Origin of the sequence: Streptomyces sp. NPDC005263 (assembly GCF_042872365.1) — a bacterium.
GTDB lineage: Bacteria > Actinomycetota > Actinomycetes > Streptomycetales > Streptomycetaceae > Streptomyces.
Map to the genome: position 1 here is coordinate 528,366 of NZ_JBIAKJ010000006.1, position 17,665 is coordinate 546,030.

Annotated in this window: 12 protein-coding genes; 10 read left to right on the top strand and 2 right to left on the bottom strand. The window is 71.0% G+C overall.

Annotation, left to right across the window (positions count from 1 at the left end; translation table 11 throughout):
• The first annotated feature begins 60 nt into the window (after positions 1 to 60).
• From ACFYRY_RS28300 to ACFYRY_RS28330, 7 genes are all read left to right on the top strand, one after another.
• Entirely contained in the window at positions 61 to 1,410 is a 1,350-nt protein-coding gene (locus ACFYRY_RS28300; RefSeq protein ID WP_389151445.1) for an extracellular solute-binding protein, read from the top strand.
• Positions 1,407 to 2,405 carry a carbohydrate ABC transporter permease gene (locus ACFYRY_RS28305; RefSeq protein ID WP_389151448.1) on the top strand — a complete coding sequence of 333 codons (999 nt, stop codon included), beginning with the start codon at positions 1,407 to 1,409 and terminating at the stop codon, positions 2,403 to 2,405. The genes ACFYRY_RS28300 and ACFYRY_RS28305 overlap by 4 nt, the downstream gene beginning before the upstream one ends.
• Positions 2,402 to 3,286, top strand: a complete 885-nt coding sequence (locus tag ACFYRY_RS28310) for a carbohydrate ABC transporter permease (protein WP_389151451.1) — start codon at positions 2,402 to 2,404, stop codon at positions 3,284 to 3,286. The genes ACFYRY_RS28305 and ACFYRY_RS28310 overlap by 4 nt, the downstream gene beginning before the upstream one ends.
• Before the next feature lie 33 nt (positions 3,287 to 3,319).
• Positions 3,320 to 4,849 (top strand): glycosyl hydrolase family 28 protein, encoded by a 1,530-nt coding sequence (locus tag ACFYRY_RS28315; protein WP_389151454.1) that lies wholly within the window; start codon positions 3,320 to 3,322, stop codon positions 4,847 to 4,849.
• Positions 4,846 to 8,181 carry an alginate lyase family protein gene (locus ACFYRY_RS28320; protein ID WP_389151457.1) on the top strand — a complete coding sequence of 1,112 codons (3,336 nt, stop codon included), beginning with the start codon at positions 4,846 to 4,848 and terminating at the stop codon, positions 8,179 to 8,181. Before ACFYRY_RS28315 ends, ACFYRY_RS28320 begins: the two co-directional genes overlap by 4 nt.
• Positions 8,182 to 8,205: 24 nt before the next feature.
• Positions 8,206 to 9,450, top strand: coding sequence for an alginate lyase family protein (locus tag ACFYRY_RS28325; RefSeq protein WP_389151460.1), 1,245 nt, complete (start codon positions 8,206 to 8,208; stop codon positions 9,448 to 9,450).
• 159 nt (positions 9,451 to 9,609) lie between these two features.
• Entirely contained in the window at positions 9,610 to 11,370 is a 1,761-nt protein-coding gene (locus tag ACFYRY_RS28330; protein WP_389151463.1) for a carboxylesterase/lipase family protein, read from the top strand.
• A 22-nt stretch (positions 11,371 to 11,392) separates the two neighbouring features.
• On the opposite strand, the gene ACFYRY_RS28335 is transcribed toward ACFYRY_RS28330, so the two are convergent.
• On the bottom strand, positions 11,393 to 12,448 hold the full coding sequence (locus ACFYRY_RS28335; protein ID WP_389151466.1) for a LacI family DNA-binding transcriptional regulator: 1,056 nt from the start codon (positions 12,446 to 12,448) through the stop codon (positions 11,393 to 11,395).
• A gap of 145 nt (positions 12,449 to 12,593) precedes the next feature.
• Positions 12,594 to 13,520 (bottom strand): homocysteine S-methyltransferase, encoded by a 927-nt coding sequence (mmuM, locus tag ACFYRY_RS28340; RefSeq protein ID WP_389151469.1) that lies wholly within the window; start codon positions 13,518 to 13,520, stop codon positions 12,594 to 12,596.
• Positions 13,521 to 13,648: 128 nt separating this feature from the next.
• Between mmuM and ACFYRY_RS28345 the strand changes: the two genes are divergently transcribed.
• The 3 genes from ACFYRY_RS28345 to ACFYRY_RS28355 all read left to right on the top strand — a co-directional run bounded on the left by ACFYRY_RS28345 (position 13,649) and on the right by ACFYRY_RS28355 (position 17,653).
• Positions 13,649 to 15,043, top strand: coding sequence for an APC family permease (locus tag ACFYRY_RS28345; RefSeq protein ID WP_389151472.1), 1,395 nt, complete (start codon positions 13,649 to 13,651; stop codon positions 15,041 to 15,043).
• A gap of 274 nt (positions 15,044 to 15,317) precedes the next feature.
• Positions 15,318 to 16,427 (top strand): serine hydrolase domain-containing protein, encoded by a 1,110-nt coding sequence (locus ACFYRY_RS28350; RefSeq protein WP_389151475.1) that lies wholly within the window; start codon positions 15,318 to 15,320, stop codon positions 16,425 to 16,427.
• An 83-nt stretch (positions 16,428 to 16,510) separates the two neighbouring features.
• Entirely contained in the window at positions 16,511 to 17,653 is a 1,143-nt protein-coding gene (locus ACFYRY_RS28355; protein WP_389151478.1) for an aminoglycoside phosphotransferase, read from the top strand.
• Positions 17,654 to 17,665: the final 12 nt, after the last annotated feature.

The following is a 17,665-nucleotide window of genomic DNA, read 5'->3' on the forward strand; positions in this document are numbered from 1 at the left end:
CTCGGGTCGACATGATCTCGGGTCGACATGTCGAACAAGGAAGTGAGAGGTGGTGCGTTCATGCGCCCTCGTGTCGGTGCTTCGATGGGCCGCCGCCGATTCCTCGCCCTGTCGGCGGGAGGTGCCGCGGCCGGTGCGTCAGCGCTGAGCGGCTGCGCCCTGCAGGTGGCCGGCGCCGCGACCGGCGGCGGGGAGAGCATCACGGTGATGGCCAAGCTCGACGACATCGCCCCGGAGCTGATCCAGCAGGCCCAGCAGGAACTCGGCATCAGGATCACCGTGGTGCAGGACGACATCACCCGCCTGATCGCGATGCTCACCAGCGGCAACCCGCCGGACCTGGTGCGCGGTGTCGGCGCCCTGGACGCGCCGTTCTACGCGGCCAGGGGTGTCGCCGAGGACCTGGACCCGTACTTCGCCAAGTCCACCGTTCTCCGGGTCGAGGACCTCGACCCGGTCAACGACCTGTGGCGGTACGACGGCGCCGCCCAGGGCAAGGGCCCCCGCTACGGCATGGCGAAGGACTTCTCCCAGGACGCCATGTACTGGTACAACACCGCGCAGTTCGACCGGGCGGGCGTGGACTACCCCGCCGAGACCGATCCGATCACCTACGAGGAATGGCTGGAGAAGGCCGGGCGACTGGTCGAGCGGAAGAACGGCCAGACCACCGTCTACGGCGGCAGCTACAACGGCGTGAACATCGTCATCCTGCTGACCAACCTGGTCGCCGCCGCCGGCGGAAACATCTTCTCCGAGGACTTCACCCGGGTCGACTTCACCACCCCCGAGGCCCGCAGGGCCCTGACCTGGTACGTGGACTACGCCAAGGCCAGAGTTGGGCCGAGCCTCATCCAGCCCAACCCGGATTCCTGGGACGGGCCCACCTACGTCGCGAACCGGATGGCCATGTCGGGCAGCGGCTACTGGCTGGGCGGCATGATCAACGCCGAGCCCAAGATCGCGGAGGTGTCCCGTCTCGCTCCCGCTCCCGTCTTCGAGGGCGGCCCGCGGCTCAGTCCCTGCCAGGCGGGCACGGGCATGTGGATGCCGAAGAAGGCACGGAACAAGGACGCCGCCTGGCGGGTCTTCGAGTGGTTCTTCGGCGAGGGACCGGCCAAGGCCCGCGCGGCGGGCGGCTGGGGGATCCCGACGCTGAAGTCGCTGCGCCCGCTGATGCCGCAGAAGGAGGAGTACCAAAAACGCGTCTTTCGGGTGCAGGAGGCCGAGTTGAAGCACTTCTCGGTGACCCCGTTCACTCCCTACGCCAAGTGGGACGCGCTCGAAGCCCTCCTCAACCAGGTCATGCCGGCCGCGATGAACGGCCGGATCTCCGTCGACACCCTCGCGGGACGCCTCAACTCGTCGGTCAACGAACAGCTGAAGCGCGGTAAGGAGCAGGTGGGATGACGGTCAGTCAGATCTCGGAGAGCGTGCGGCGGCCCCGGCCCGCCACCCGCACCGGTGCGGTCCGCTCCCCAGGGCTGCCCCGGACCTCCATGACCGCCCGCCGGCACCGGGCGTTCTATCTGTTCACCTCGCCCTGGATCGTCGGTTTCCTGCTGCTGACCGTCGGACCGATGGCGTACGCGCTATGGCTGAGCTTCACCACCTTCGACGGGATCTCCCCGCACTGGAGCTACGTCGGGTTCGACAACTACCGTGAACTGCTGTCCGACCCGGTGACCTGGGACTCGCTGAGCCGGGCCGGCGTGTTCGCCCTCACCTCGGTACCGCTGTCGATCGTCGCCGGACTCGGCCTCGCGGTCCTGGTCAACCGCCCGATCAGGGCCCGCGGGCTGTGGCGCACCCTGCTCTATCTGCCGGCCGTGGTGCCGCCGGTCGGCGCGGGCCTCGTCTTCAAGACGCTCTTCAACCGAGACTCCGGTGCCGCCAACGGCGTCCTCAACCTCTTCGGCATCGACGCCGTCGCCTGGCTGGACGACCCCTACGCCCGCTACGTGATCCTGATGGCGGTGCTGTGGGGTGCCGGAAACGTCATGATCATCTCCCTGGCCGGGCTCCAGGACGTGCCCCGCGAGCTGCACGAGGCGGCCCGGATCGACGGTGCGAGCGCCTGGCGGACCTTCCGCAGCATCACCGTGCCACTGCTGTCGCCGGTGCTGCTGTTCCAGGCCGTGACCGGAATGATCGCCTCGGTGCAGACGATCATGCCGCTGCTGATCGCGCCCAACCCCACCCCGGCCGGCGTCACCGCGATCCCGCAGACCAACTACATGTACATGATGCACGTGTTCGCGGAGTACTTCGCGCTCGGCCGCTACGGCTACGCCTCCGCGCTCCTGTGGGTGCTCTTCGTCCTGATCCTCATCGTGACCGGTCTGATCTTCAGGCTCACCTCCGGTGTGGTGTTCTACAACGTCGACCCGGAGGCGAAGAAGTGACCGCCACGACCGCCACCGCCACCGTGCCCCCCGAGCACCTCGCCCCCGCCTTCCGGGTGCGGGTGCGCGCGTCCCGCCTCGTCCTCTACACCGTGCTTGTCGCGGTCACCGGTCTGCTGGTCGGCCCCTTCGGCTGGCTGGTCATCACGGGCCTGAAGACCACACCCGAACTCGCCGCCTCCCCGGTGCACTGGCTGCCCGACAGGATCCAGTGGCACAACTTCGCCGACGCCTTCACCGACATCGACTTCCTCGGATACGCCCGCAACTCCCTCATCATCGCGCTGATCTACGCCACCCTCGTCACCCTCAGCTCCGCCTGGGTCGGCTTCGGCTTCGCCCGACTGGACGCCCCCGGCAAGAAGGTGCTGTTCGGCGTCCTGCTCGGCTCGATGATGCTGCCGCAGATGATCACTCTCTTCCCGACGTACCTCATCTTCGCCAAGGTCGGCATGGTCGACACCTACTGGCCCTGGGTGCTGTGGGGGCTGTCGGCGGCCCCGTATCTGGTCTTCCTGTTCCGGCAGTTCTTCGCCGGGCTGCCCCGGGAGCTGGAGGAGGCCGCGATCGTCGACGGCTGCGGCTACGGCGGGATCTTCTGGCGGATCTTCCTGCCGCAGTCCTGGCCGGTGCTGGCCGCGAGCTTCGTGATCGCCTTCACCTGGACCTGGGGCGACTTCATCGCGCCCATGCTGCTGCTGTCCAGCGACCGTACGACGCTCTCGGTCGCCATCATGACCTCCTACGTGACGGACGGCGGGCTGCCCGTCAACAACCTGGCGGCCGCCGGGTCCGTGATGTACGTCGTCCCGATCCTGCTGATCTTCCTGATCGCCCAGCGCGGTTTCGTCGCGGGGATGTCCACGACCGGACTCAAGTAGTCCCTTCTACCGACCTGTTGCAAGGAGTCACGTATGACCACGCCCCTGTCCCGCCGTACCGCCCTCCAGGCGGCGGGCGCCACCGTGCTCGCCGCCGGCCTCACCGGCCTGACGGCCTCTACGGCCCGCGCCGACGAGGCGGGCGCCCCCGCCGCGCCGAAGCTGGTGACGTACCCGCGACCGGCGGACATGCCCACGAACACCAGCTTCAAGGTGAGGGTGCGCACCGCCCCCGACGGGGACTGGCAGACCCTGGACCTCTGGCGGCCCCAGCTGGAGGAGATCAACCCCACGACCGGGTCCGGCAAGGTCTACAACTCCTCGCTGGTGTACTTCGACTTCCAGGGCTCCGTCGAGATCGAGGTGACCTACGTCAAGGGCGGCACCACCAAGGCCCGGGTGCGGCCGGACGCCCTGGGCATCAAGCCCGAACTCCTCGGCGACACCCTGCGCTTCACCCTCGACGAGCCGCGTGACGTGGTCGTGCAGATCAACGACGAGATCTTCGACTGCCTGCACGTCATCACCAACCACATCGACCCGAACCCGCCGTCCGCCGACGACCCGGACGTCCTCTACTTCGGCCCCGGCACCCACACCGTCACCGGGAACGTCCTCACCGTCCCCAGCGGCAAGACCGTGTACCTGGCGGGCGGCGCGGTCCTGAAGGCCCAGGTGTTCTTCAAGAACGTGGAGAAGGCCGCCCTCACCGGCCACGGCATGCTCACCGCAGGCCCCGGCGGGATCCTCTGCGAGGGCAGCAAGAACATCCGCGTCGAGGACGTCATCATCATGAACCCGAACGGCTACGCGGGCACCTTCGGCATGAGCGAGAACGTCCACGTCAAGAAGGCACGGTCGTTCAGCTCCAAGGGCAACGGCGACGGCTTCGACGTCTTCTCCTCGACCGGGATCGTCTTCGACGGCTGCTTCATGCGCAACTCCGACGACTGCTTCGCGATCTACTGCCACCGCTGGGACTACTACGGCGACACCCGCGACATCACCATCCAGAACTGCACTCTGTGGGCCGACGTCGCGCACCCGATCAACGTCGGCACACACGGCAACACCGACGCCCCCGAGACGCTCGAGAACCTGGTCATCAAGAACATCGACGTCCTCGACCACCGTGAGCCCCAGATGAACTACCAGGGCTGCATCGCCCTCAACCCCGGCGACTCCAACCTCATCAAGAACGTCCGCATCGAGGACGTCCGCATCGAGGACTTCCGCTGGGGCCAGGTCATCTACATGAAGGTGATGTTCAACCCGAAGTACAACACCTCGGTGGGCCGCGGCATCGAGGACGTCTACGTCAAGAACCTCAGCTACACCGGCACCCACGCCAACCCGTCGCTGTTCCTCGGCTACGACGCGGACCACGCCATCACCGACGTCACCTTCGAGAACCTGGTGATCAACGGCGTGGTCGTCGCGGACTCGATGAAGAAGCCGAGCTGGTACTACACCACCGACGCCGTCCAGTGGTTCTCCAACGAGCACGTGACGAACCTGAGGTTCCTCACCACCGCCGAGGCCGAGGCGGCCGCCGCGTCATGATCACCCCAGCTCCGAGCCGCCGCGGCTTCCTCGGCGGCACGGCGGCCCTCCTGCTGGTGGCGGGCGCGAGCGGACTGCTCGCGCCCGGCACCGCCCGGGCCGCCGCCGCACAGCACACCGGCTCCCGCACCTTCACCCACCCCGGCCTGCTGCACAGCGCCGCCGACCTCGCCCGGATGAAGGCCGCGGTCGCCGCGAAGGAATCCCCGGTGTACGACGGCTACCTGGCGCTCGCGGCGCACGCGCGCTCCCAGCCGACGTACGCGATCCAGAACACCGGGCAGATCACCTCCTGGGGCCGTGGTCCCAGCAACTTCCAGAACCAGGCGGTCGCCGACTCGGCCGCCGCCTACCAGAACGCCCTGATGTGGTGCGCCAACGGAAACCGGGCCCACGCCGACAAGGCCCGCGACATCCTCAACGCCTGGTCCGCCTCGCTGACCAAGGTCACCGGCGCGGACGGCCCGCTCGGCGCCGGACTGCAGGCGTTCAAGTTCGTCAACGCGGCCGAACTGCTGCGGCACAGCGACTACGACGGGTGGACGGACGAGGACATCGCCCGCTGCGAGGCGTCCTTCCTGGACGTCTGGTACCCGGCCGTGTCCGGCTACATGCTGTACGCCAACGGCAACTGGGACCTGACGGCACTTCAGACCATCCTCGCCATCGGCGTGTTCTGCGAGCAGCCCACCCTCTTCGAGGACGCCCTGCGCTTCGCCGCCGCCGGAGCCGGCAACGGCAGCGTCGCCCACCGCATCGTCACCGACGCGGGCCAGGGACAGGAGAGCGGCCGCGACCAGGGCCACGAGCAGCTCGCGGTCGGCCTGACCGGCGACATCGCCCAGGTCGCCTGGAACCAGGGCGTCGACCTGTGGGGGTACGACAGCCAGCGGATCCTCGCGAACTTCGAGTACGCCGCCCGCTACAACCTCGGCGGCGACGTCCCCTTCGTCCCCGACCTCGACCGCACCGGCAAGTACATCAAGACGACCGTCTCGGCCACCGGACGTGGCACCCTGCCCCCGATCTACGAGATGGCGTACGCCCACTACGCCGGCGTACGCGGCCTCGACACCCCGTACACGAAGGCGGCCGTCTTCCGCGGCACCGGCGGGGCCCGCCTCGTCGAGGGCAGCAACGACGACCTGCCCAGCTGGGGCACCTTCACCTACGCCGGCACCCAGGCGCCCGCGCCGACCGTGCCCACGCCGCCGAGCGGAGTCACCGCGACCGGCGACGGCACGTCCGTCACCGTGGCCTGGCTCCCCTCCGCCTGGGCGAGCACCTACACCGTCCGCCGGGCCACCCGCCCCGAGGGACCGTACGAGCAGCTCGCCACCGGCCTCGACACACCCACGTACACGGACCGCCGAGCGGGCGCCGGGCAGACGTACCACTACACGGTGAACGCCGTGAACTCCCAAGGCAGCAGCGGCGATTCTCCCCCCGCCGCCGCGACCGCCGGGCTCCCGGGGCCCTGGTCCACCCGCGACCTCGGGGACGTACGGATCCCCGGATCCGCGGTCTTCGACGGTGAGCGGTTCGTGCTGGAGGCGTCCGGCACCGCCGACACCTACCGCGTCGCCCAGCTGCCGCTGCGCGGCGACGGCACGGTCACCGCGCGGATCGTGTGGCCGCTCAGCTCGCAGTACTCCAAGATCGGCGTCACCGTCCGCGCCTCCCTCGACGCGGACGCCGCGCACGCCGCCATGCTCGTCCAGGGGCTGCCGCTGCACACCTGGAGCGGGGTGTGGTCGGTACGGCCCGCCCCCGGAGCGGAGATCTCCGGCACCGGCAGCACCCCCGTACCGCCCACCCAGCAACAGGCCATCACCACCTCCGCCGCCTTCCCGATCTCCAGCCTGGGCGCACTGCCCGCGTCGGCGACCCCGATCGAGGCGCCGTACGTGGAGGGCGCGGGCGACGGCTACCGGCTGCGCGCGCCCTACTGGGTACGGGTGACCCGCAAGGGCCGCCGCTGTACCGGCGCCATCTCCCCGGACGGCATCCGCTGGACCGAGGTCGGCACCAGCGAGGTCGAGTTGGGGAGCACCGCGTACGCCGGTCTGGTCCTCACCTCATGCCTCGGCGTCGACCAGGAGTACGCCGACACCGGCACCGGTGCCTTCGACAACGTCAGCGTGACATCGGCGTCCGGCGAGGTCTGGTCGGTGGCGAAACCCACCCGCACGGCCGGCGACCTGACGGCGAGCGGCGGGGCCGACGCCGTCGAGCTGACCTGGACCGACCCCGACCTCTGCGCCCGCTACCAGGTGCTGCGCGCCACCGACGCCCACGGCCCCTACCGGACCCTGGCGACCGGCGTCGGCCCGGTCGGGTTCGGCACCCGCATCCGGTACGCGGACGCCACCGGCACCCCCGGGACGACGTACTACTACGCCGTCGCGAAGACCAACACCGCCGGACGCGGCCCGCGCTCGGAACCCGCGACGGCCGTCATGCCCGCACCGTCTTTGCCCCAACTCACCTCCGCCGGCACGGCGTTCGCCAACCAGGGCGTCCCGTTCCGGCAGTTGCTGCGGGCCACCCACGAGCCGATCCGGTTCGCCGCGAGCGGCCTGCCCGACGGGCTGCGCGTCGACACCCGCACCGGCCTGATCTCCGGAACACCCACCACGAGCGGCGAGTTCACCGTCACGACCGGCACCGGCAACGCGGCCGGCGACACCACCGGCACCCTCACCCTCACGGTCGGCACACCGCCGCCCGCCCCCTGGTCGTACTCGGACCTCGGCGACGTCGTCCTCGACGACCGGGACTACGGGACGCTCGGGGTGGTCGCCGTCCGCACCCCGGGCAGCACCGCCCACCAGGACGGAACGTTCGTGGTCCGGGGCGCCGGAAGCGACCTCACCGTCAACAACCAGGGAATGACCGGGCAGTTCGTCCGCCGGCCCGTCACCGGCGACTGCACGGTCACCGCACGGCTGGTCTCCCGCACCGGGGCCACCGCCGACCGGGTGGGGCTGCTGATGACCAAGTCACTGTCACCCTTCGACCAGGCGGCCGGAGTGATCGTCACCGGCGGGACGACCGCGCAGCTCATGCTGCGGCCCACCGTGGCGGGCGCCTCCGCCTTCTCCGGCACCGCGACCGTGGCCCTGCCGCTGCTGCTCCGGCTGAAGCGCACCGGGACCACCTTCGCCGCGGCCGTCTCATCGGACGACGGCGCCACCTGGACCTCCCTCGCCGCGGGCTCGGTCCCCCTGTTCGGTGACGCCCCCTATCACGTGGGCCTGGTGGTCTGCTCCCGCGACCAAACGGCCCTGAGCACCTCGGAGTTCGACGAGGTGAGCATCACCCCGACCTGATCCCCCACGGATTGGACGCACACGATGAGCCGCACTTCCCCCCACGAGCACCTCCCGCACACCCGGATGAGCCGCCGCGGTCTGCTGAAGACCGCCGGTGGCCTCACCGCCGCCGTCGCCCTGGGTGCCGCGTCCGCCACCACGGCGGACGCGGCACCGGCGACCTGGACCCACCCCGGCATGCTGCACAACGGGGGCGACATCAACCGGGCGAAGGTCAGGGTCGCCGCGGGCGACGACCCCTGGCTGTCCGGCTGGAACAAGCTGACCGCCAACCCCCACTCCCAGTCCACCTGGACACCCCGGGCCACCGCGACGATCATCCGCGGCGGCACCGGGGAGAACTACACCCTCCTCTACAACGACATCGCCGCCGCCTACCAGAACGCCCTGCGCTGGCAGGTCGGCGGCACCGAGGCGAACGCGCAGTGCGCCGCGAACATCCTCAACGCCTGGTCCTCGACCCTGACGACCGTCACCGGCAACGCCGACCGGTTCCTCGCCGCCGGCATCTACGGCTGGCAGTTCGCCAACGCCGCCGAACTCATGCGGGGCTACAGCGGCTTCGACCTCGCCCGCTTCCAGGACATGATGGCCAGGGTCTTCTACCCCCTCAACAACCAGTTCCTCACCGGCCACAACGACGCCTGCATCACCAACTACTGGGCGAACTGGGACCTGTGCAACATGGCCTCGGTCCTCGCCATCGGCATCCTCAACGAGGACTCCGCCAAGTACGACCAGGCCGTCACCTACTTCAAGTCCGGCGCGGGCAACGGCTCCATCCAGCACGCGGTGCCGTTCCTCTACGGCAACGTCGACGGTTACGACCTCGGCCAGTGGCAGGAGTCCGGCCGCGACCAGGGCCACACCATGATGGGCATGGGCCAGATGGGCGCGATCTGCGAGATGGCCTGGAACCAGGGCGACGACCTGTACTCCTACGACAGCCGGAGGTTCATGAAGGCCGCCCAGTACGTCGCCAAGTACAACCTGGGCAACGACGTGCCCTTCACCACCTACACCTGGGGCACCGGACAGAGCTGCGCCCAGTCGTCCCAGACGGTGATCTCCGCCGACTCGCGCGGCCAGGCCCGCCCGGTGTGGGCGATGCTCCACTACCACTACAACCGGCGCATCGGCCTGGACGACAAGTACATCTCCCAGATGTGCTTCTCCGTCGCCCCGGAGGGCGGCGGCGGGGACTACGGCTCCACCAGCGGCGGCTACGACCAGCTCGGATTCGGCACCCTGATGTACGCGAAGTAGCCGTCACGGAGGGTACGCGACCGCGCACGTCGTGTACCCTCCGTGAGTCATATCCCTCGAACAGCCGCACGACCTCCCTCGCGGGCCGGAATACCTGGGACACCTGTGGTGCTCTGATGTTCACGGTGCAGAAGTGCGGCACGGGAGGCTGGTGGGCGAATGACGGCAGCGGACCAGACGGACCCAGTGGTCAGGACGCCGTACGGCGCGGTGCGCGGCCGGTACGAGAGCGGCGTCGCGGTGTTCCGGGGCATCCCGTACGCGGCCCCGCCCTTCGGCCCCCGGCGGTTCCGGCCGCCGGAGGAGCCCGAGCCCTGGGACGGCGTGCGCGACGCGGGCGCCTTCGGGCCGACGGCACCGAAACCGCCGTACTCGGACGCCTTCGCGCAGTACCTGTCCGACCCGGTGGTGCCGGGCGACGACTGCCTCAACCTGAACGTGTGGACACCCGAGCCGGGCCCCGGAGCCCGGCTCCCGGTGCTGGTGTGGCTGCACGGCGGCGCCCTGACCCGGGGCTCGTCGGCCGTCCCCGTGTACGACGGGCACTCCTTCGCCCGTGACGGTGTCGTCCTCGTGTCGGTCAACTACCGGCTCGGCGTGGAGGGCTACGGCCTCTTCCCGGACGTCCCCGCCAACCCCGGCCTGCGCGACCAGCTCGCCGCGCTGCGCTGGGTGCGCGCGTCGATCGCGGCCTTCGGCGGCGACCCCGACCGGGTCACCCTGGCCGGTCAGTCCGCCGGGGCGATCAGCGCCGGCGCCCTGCTCGCGGCACCGCAGGCCGGCGGCCTGTTCCGGCGGGCCGTCCTGCAGAGCGGGCCGCCCGAGGTGAGCGACCGGGACAAGGTACGGCGGATGGTGCGCCGCATGGCGACCAGACTGCGGGTCCCCGCCACCGCCGCCGCCTTCGCCGAGGTGGACCGCGAGCTGCTGCTGCGCACCCAGGCCGAGGTCGGCAGGCTCAGCAGTCCGGTGGTCGGCGGCCCCGCCTTCGGGATCGTCGTCGACGGCGACCTCGTGCCGCGCGATCCCCTCGCCGCCCTCGTCGAGGGGGACGTGGCGCGGGACGTCGACCTGATGGTGGGCTGGACCCGCGAGGAGTACCGGCTGTGGCTGGTCCCGGGCGGGCTCCTGGAGCGCGTGGACAGGCTCGGCGCGGTCGCGCTGGGCGGCGCCATGGCCCGCTGTCACTGCGGTCCCGAGGTGCCTCGCGGCTACCGGGGACTGCACCCGCAGGCCCGTCCCGCCGAGATCGTCGGCCAGATGGTCACCGACCATCTGCTGCGCCTTCCGCTGCACCGCCTGGCCGACGCCCGCCCCGACCACACGTACGTCTACGAGTTCGCCTGGCCCTCCCTGCTGCCCGGCCTCGGCTCCTGCCACGCCCTGGAGCTGGGCTTCGTCTTCGACACCGGGGAGACCCCCGAGTCCGCCAAGCTCGCCGGCTCCGGTGCCCCGCGCGACCTGGCCGACGCCATGCACGGGGCGTGGGTGCGCTTCGCCACGGACGGCGACCCGGGCTGGCAGCCCTGGGACGACTCCCACCCGGTCCATGTCTTCGGCGACGGCGAGCCGCACACGGCCCACGGCCCACGTGACCGGGAGCTCGCGGTGTGGACGGCGGACGCGCGGACCCGGGCGGCGGCGGCCTCGTCGACGGGGCCGATGGCGGACGCGAGCGCGGTCCCGGCGACCGGCCCGGCGGCGGATCCGCTCCTTGACGCGGTGCTGGACACCGCGGTGGCCCCGGCGGTGGACCCGGAGGTGGCGTCCGGCGGGCAGGGTCTGTCGGCGCGGCTCGCCCCGGTGCGGGCGATGGCCGCCCGGAGCACGGCCGCCGCACGGAGCGCCGAGCTGCGGTCGGCGGTACGGCGACTGCGACTGCCCGGGTCGGTACGCCGCTCGTCGACGCCCCAGGACTGACGTTCCGGGGCTGCGCAACCGTTCAGGAACCGGTTGCCGCCACCGAGTCCCGTACCACCACGTGCGTACCCAGGAGCAGATGTTCGTCGGGGGTCTCGGCGGTGCGGCCCAGCGCGGTGCGGACGGCGAGGCGGCCCAGTTCCTCGTAGGGGACGTGGACCGTGGTCAGCGCCGGGTGCAGGTCCCGGGCGAACGGGATGTCGTCGTAGCCGGCCAGCGAGATGTCGCCCGGCACGGTCAGGCCCGCCTCGTGCAGCGCGGTCAGCGCGCCGGCCGCGACCATGTCGGTGGCGGCGACCACGGCCGTGAAGTCCGGCCCGTCCTTCAGGGCCCGGCGCATCAGACGGTGTCCCGCGTCACGGGTGAAGTCGCCGTGCAGCAGCAGCGCCGGGTCGGGTTCCAGGCCGCGGGCGCGGTGGGCGGCCAGATAGCCGCGCTCGCGCCCCTGCGCGGTGGTGTGGTCGGGCTTGCCGCCGAGGAACAGCACCCGCCGGTGGCCCTGAGCGAGGACATGCGCGACCAGGGCGAAGGCGCCGCCCTCGTTGTCGTACTCGATGACCGTGACCGGCGCCCCGGAGCCCAGCGGCCCGCGGCCGCACAGCACCAGGCGTGAGCCCGCCGAGGCCAGCGAGTCGGCCATCCGGCGGGTGCGCTCGCGGTACTCGGCGGTGTCGGCCACGCCGCCGACCAGGATCACGGCGGCGGCTCGCTGGGCGCGCATCATCTCCACGAACTCCCGCTCGTGCCGGACGTCCCCCTCCGTGCTGCACACCAGGCAGAGGTGCCCGAGCCGGGTCGCCTCGCGTTCCACGCCGTGCGCCATGAGGGCGAACGACGGGCCGGTGATGTCCTCCAGGACGAACGCCAGCGTGGGCGTGCCGACGCCCGCCACCGCCTTGGCGCGCGCGTCCGCCACGTAGTCCAGGTCCCGGACCGCCCGCATCACACGGGTGCGGGTCGTCGAGCTCACTGGGTACACCCCGCCGAGCACCCGCGACACGGTGGACGCGGAGACCCCCGCGCGGACCGCCACGTCCCGGATGGTGCTCCGCCCCGCGTCCTCGCTCTTCCTCGTCATCCTGCCTCGCCCCTCTCGCCGGGCCGTGTACGCCCACCCCTCGGGAACAGCGGCAACATGGATGGAAACCGGTTCCCGGACGGAGGCTAGCAGCGAGGAGGGTGAAGAGGCAGGGCGTCGGGCAGGTCAGGCGAGGGGCCCGCGTTCACTCGGGCCGCAACGCCTCCGCGAGCGACGTGATCGCCCCTGGGCCCACCCGGCAGCAACCGCCGATCAGCCGGGCGCCAGACTCCCGCCAGCCCCGGACCTCCTCGGGGGCGAAGGTGGAGCGCCCGGCCCAGGCGCGGGCCTGGGCGTCCCAGGTCTCGCCGCTGTTGGGGTAGACCACGACCGGTTTGCCGGTCACCCGGGCGGCGATCTCGACCGCCCGGTCCACGTCCTGCGGGGCACAGCAGTTCACCCCGACGGCGATCACCTCGTCCGCGTCGGCGGCCACGGCGAACGCCTCCTCCAGCGGCTGCCCGGCCCGGGTGGTCCCGCCCGCGACGGAGTACGACAGCCAGGCCGGCACCCCGAGCCCACGCACCGCCCGCAGCAGCGCCTCGGCCTCGTCGGCGTCGGGCACCGTCTCCAGCGCGAGGACGTCGGGACCGGCGGCGGCCAGCACCTCCATGCGGGGCCGGTGGAAGGCCTCGAGTTCGGCGACGCTCAGCCCGTACCGGCCCCGGTACTCGGAGCCGTCGGCGAGCATCGCGCCGTACGGGCCGACCGAGGCGGCCACCCACAGCGGCCGGGCCACGCCCTGCGCCTTCGCCTGCGCGGCCGCCTCGCGCGCCGCCGCCACGCTCAGGGCGATGAGTTCGGCCGCCCGTCCACGCTCGATGCCGCGCTTCGCGAAGCCCTCGAAGGTGGCCTGGTAGCTCGCGGTGATCGCCACGTCCGCGCCCGCCAGGAAGTACCCGAGGTGCGCCTCGGTGATCGCGTCGGGCTGCTCGGCGAGGAGCCGCGCCGACCACAGCTCGTCGCTCAGATCGTGCCCGGCGGACTCCAGTTGGTTGGACATGCCGCCGTCCAGGACGACCGTCCCGGAGGCGAGGGCGGCGGAGAGAGAGGAAGGGGCGTCGCTGGTCATGCCACGACGCTAATGGAAGGGGCCGCGGTCCGGCCTTCTGTGTCCAACAGATGAACAGGTCGCCCAGCATGTGGAATGCCGGGTACGATCGCGCCCTCCCCTCCCCGCACCGTCCCCCGGGAATAGCCATGACCGCGCCCAACACCACCGACGCCACCGAGTCCAGCGAGCCGGAACCGACCGGACCGGCCGCCGCCCCACGCCGCCGTACCTTCGGACTGGGCGCCGCCACCGCCCTCGTGATGGGCAACATCATCGGCGGCGGCATCTTCGCGCTGCCCGCCACCGTCGCCCCCTACGGCGGAGTCAGCCTGCTCGCCTTCGTGATCCTGTCGGTCGGCGCGGTACTGCTCGCGCTGCTCTTCGGCAAGCTGGCCCGGCGCTCCCCGGTCACCGGCGGCCTGTACGTGTACCCGCGCGACGCCTTCGGCCCGTTCGCCGGCTTCCTGTCGGCCTGGTCGTACTGGACGATGTGCTGGGTCAGCATCGCCGCCCTCGCGGTCGCGGTCGTCGGCTACGTCGACGTCCTGATACCCCTGCACGGCAACCACACCCTGGAGGCGCTGGTCGCGCTCGCCGCGCTGTGGCTGCCCGCCGCCGCGAACTTCGCCGGCACCCGCTGGGTCGGCGCGGTCCAGGTGGTCTCCACGGTCCTGAAGTTCGTGCCGCTGCTGCTGGTCGCCACCGTCGGCCTGTTCTTCGTCGACACCGACAACTTCGGTCCGTTCAACCCCACCGGCGACAGCGTCCCCGGCGCGCTCGCCGCCTCCGCCGCGCTGCTCCTCTACAGCTTCCTCGGTGTCGAGTCGGCCGCCGTCAGCGCGGGCGAGGTGCGCGACCCCGAACGCAACGTCGGCCGCGCGAGCGTTCTCGGCACGCTGGGCTCCGCCCTCGTCTACATCCTCGGCATCGTCGCCGTCTTCGGTCTCGTCCCGCACGGCAAGCTGATCGACTCCGGCGCCCCGTTCGCCGACGCCGTGAACGCCATCACCGGCGGCAGCTGGGGCGGCACCGCCATCTCCCTGGTCGCCGTCGCCTCGATCACCGGCTGCCTCAACGGCTGGATCCTGATGGCCGCGCAGATGCCGTACGCCGCCGCCCGCGACGGTCTCTTCCCGGCGCCGTTCGCGAAGGTCGGCAAGGGCGGGGTGCCCGGCTTCGGGGTGTGGGCCTGCGTGGTCCTCGGCACGCTGCTCATCGCCCTCAACTACACGGCGGGCCCGGACACCACGTTCCGCGTGCTCGTCCTGATCACCACGTTCACCGGATGCGTGCCCTACCTCCTGTCGGCCGCCGCCCAGCTGTACTGGCTGGCCAGGGGCACCCGCGAACAGGTCCGCCCGGCCGGCCTGGCCCGCGACCTGACCGTCGCCGTCCTCTCCTTCGCCTTCTCCTTCTGGCTGATCGCGGGCGCCGGCTACGCGGCCGTGTACCAGGGCGTGCTGTTCCTCTTCGCGGGGATCCCGGTGTACGTGTGGATGCGGGGACGCCGGGTGACCGAGGGTGCGCGCGCCGACCGATGAGTTTCTCGGCGGGTTCAGGTCATCAAAGACGGCACGTAGCGCCTACCGGAGGGCATGACGGGTCAGTTTGCCGGCGCTGCTTCACCAGTGCCGGTTGGCCGAGCATGCCCCATTGAGGATGTGACATGGTGGACAGCGAACCGGTTGCTGAGCTGGGGCCGTTCTCGTCTCCAGGGGCTGAGGCCACGCCGTGGGCGTCGGTGTTGGTGGTCCTCGCGCCGACTGTCGGCTTCGCTTTCGGCAAGCTGCCGACGTCCAGTCAGACTCGCTACACGTGTTCGAGCCGGTGACGATGATGCCCTCGTTGCAGCACAAGATCCAAAGCGTTCTCGAAGAACTCGTCGATACCGGAGCCGAGACCGGTTTGCAGGTTGCCGTTCACCACCGGGACGTTCTTGTGGTCGACGCCGTTGCCGGTGTCGCTGACGGCCGGACCGGGCGCAGGGTGACCCCGGAGACTCCGTTCTTCAGCTTCTCCGCCGGCAAGGTCATGACGTCGCTGATCGCCCACCTGCTCGTAAAGACCGGTGCGGTCGGATACGACACACCAGTGGTCGATGTGTGGCCGGAGTTCGGGGCCCACGGCAAGGCGACTGCGACTGTTCGGCACGTGCTGACACACTCGGTCGGCGTGCCGGCGATGCCTGGTGGCATCGGCCCTGCCGACCTGCCCGACTGGGCGCGGGTCTGCACCGCGATCGCCGGCGCCGAACCGCGGTGGCGGCCCGGTACCGAGACGGGGTACCACTCGTTCACGTACGGCTTCCTGGTCGGTGAGATCGCACGCCGGGCCACAGGCAAACCGATGCGGCACCTCTTGCGCGAGTGGGTCACCGTGCCACTCGGCATCGACGGCGACCTGTATTTCGGTGTGCCCCAAACCGACCTGGCCCGGTTGGCACGGCTCGAAGACGCCGCGCCGGGCCCGGTCGCCCCACCGGACGGCGATGCCGTTCTTGCGCCCTGGGAAATGCAGCCGACCGCGGCCATGGGCAATAGCCACGAGATCCTGCAAGCCGACATCCCTTCGGTCGGCACCTTCACCGCGCGGGCAATGGCTGCCATGAATGCCGCGGTCCTCGACGGTCGGCTCATCGACTCACGCCAGCTCGAGGAGTTGACGGCGGTGGCCTTCGAGGGAACCGATCAGGTCTTCGGCAACCCGGCGCGGCTGGCACTGGGCTATCCGCTCGGCCGTATTGGTACGCGGCCGGACGAGACACCCACCACGTTCGGCTGGGTCGGTGGCGGCGGCAGCTATGTCTATGCAGACACCGCCACCGGCACCTCCTTCGCGATGACCAAGACCCGTCTCACCCCCCACTTCAACACCGCACAACGCCTGGCAGACCTGACCGCAGCCGAGATCGACCCACATGCCTGAGTATCGACGCCTTCACTGCCATCGCCGCGACACTCATTTGTCACCGCGACCTCACCAACTGAAAGGACCCCTAAAGTTGCGTCATGTCTGACACGGAGGGCGTCGAGGCCGAAGTCGCCGGGGCAGAGGCCTACGCCGAAGCCGTGGACGTGCTAGGTCCGTTCAACGGGCCGGTCCTCCTGGCGCCCGTCACCCACAACCCCAACAACGGGGTCACCGACGGGGTCTGGGACGTCACCGCCGGGGACCGCGCGGCCGTCCTGAAGGTGCTCACCCGGTCCAAGGGCACCACCGGCCACTGGGCGGCCTCGGACGATCCCCGGCACTGGAACTACTGGCGGCGCGAGGCCGACGTCCATGTGTCGGGGCTCGCCCAGCTCTGGCGGCCGTACGGCATCCGGGCGCCCCGGCTGCTGGCCTGTGTGGAACGGCCGGACGGCGACGTGGCGTTGTGGCTGGAGCGGGTCCGGGGCGGGCCCGGCACCCGGTGGACGGTGCGGCAGCACGTCGAGCACCTCCGTCGCCTCGGCGTCGCGCAGGGCGCCGTCGGCGAGACAGCGGACCGGCCGTGGCTGTCCCGGAGATTCCTGCGCGAGTACATCGCCGGCATGACACCGGGTCAGGAACTCCTCGACGACGACGAGGCATGGCGGCAGCCCCTGGTCCGGGAACACTTCCCGGCCGGGCTGCGCCACGACATGGTCCGACTCCACCACGACCGTGACTGGTTCCTGCAGATCATGGAGTCGCTGCCGCGCGCCTTCTGCCACCTCGACATGTGGCCCGCCAACGTCCGCTCCGACGGCCCCGGCAGCGCCCTGTTCGACTGGGCGTTCGCCGGCGACGGCGCCCTCGGTGAGGACCTCGGGAACTACCTCCCCGACTCGGTCTTCGACCTGTTCGTCCCGGCCGCCCGCCTGCCCCGGTACGCGGCGGCGGCCTACGAGGCCTATCTGCACGGCCTGCGGGAGAGCGGCTGGAAGGGCGACGAGCACCTCGTGCGCCTCGCGGTGTGTGCCTCCGCCGTCAAGTACGACTGGCTCACCGGAATGATGCTGGCCCGCGCGGGGGAGGCGCAGGTGGACTACGGCGGCGACCGTCCGGTGTCACCCGAACTCCGTTACCGGGAGCGCGGGTCGACGTTGGCGTTCCTCGCGGGCTGGGCGAGCGAGGCGCGTGACCTCGCGCCACGGCTGGGCTTCCCGGAGGCGCCGAGCGGGCGGTGAGGCGTACGGAGG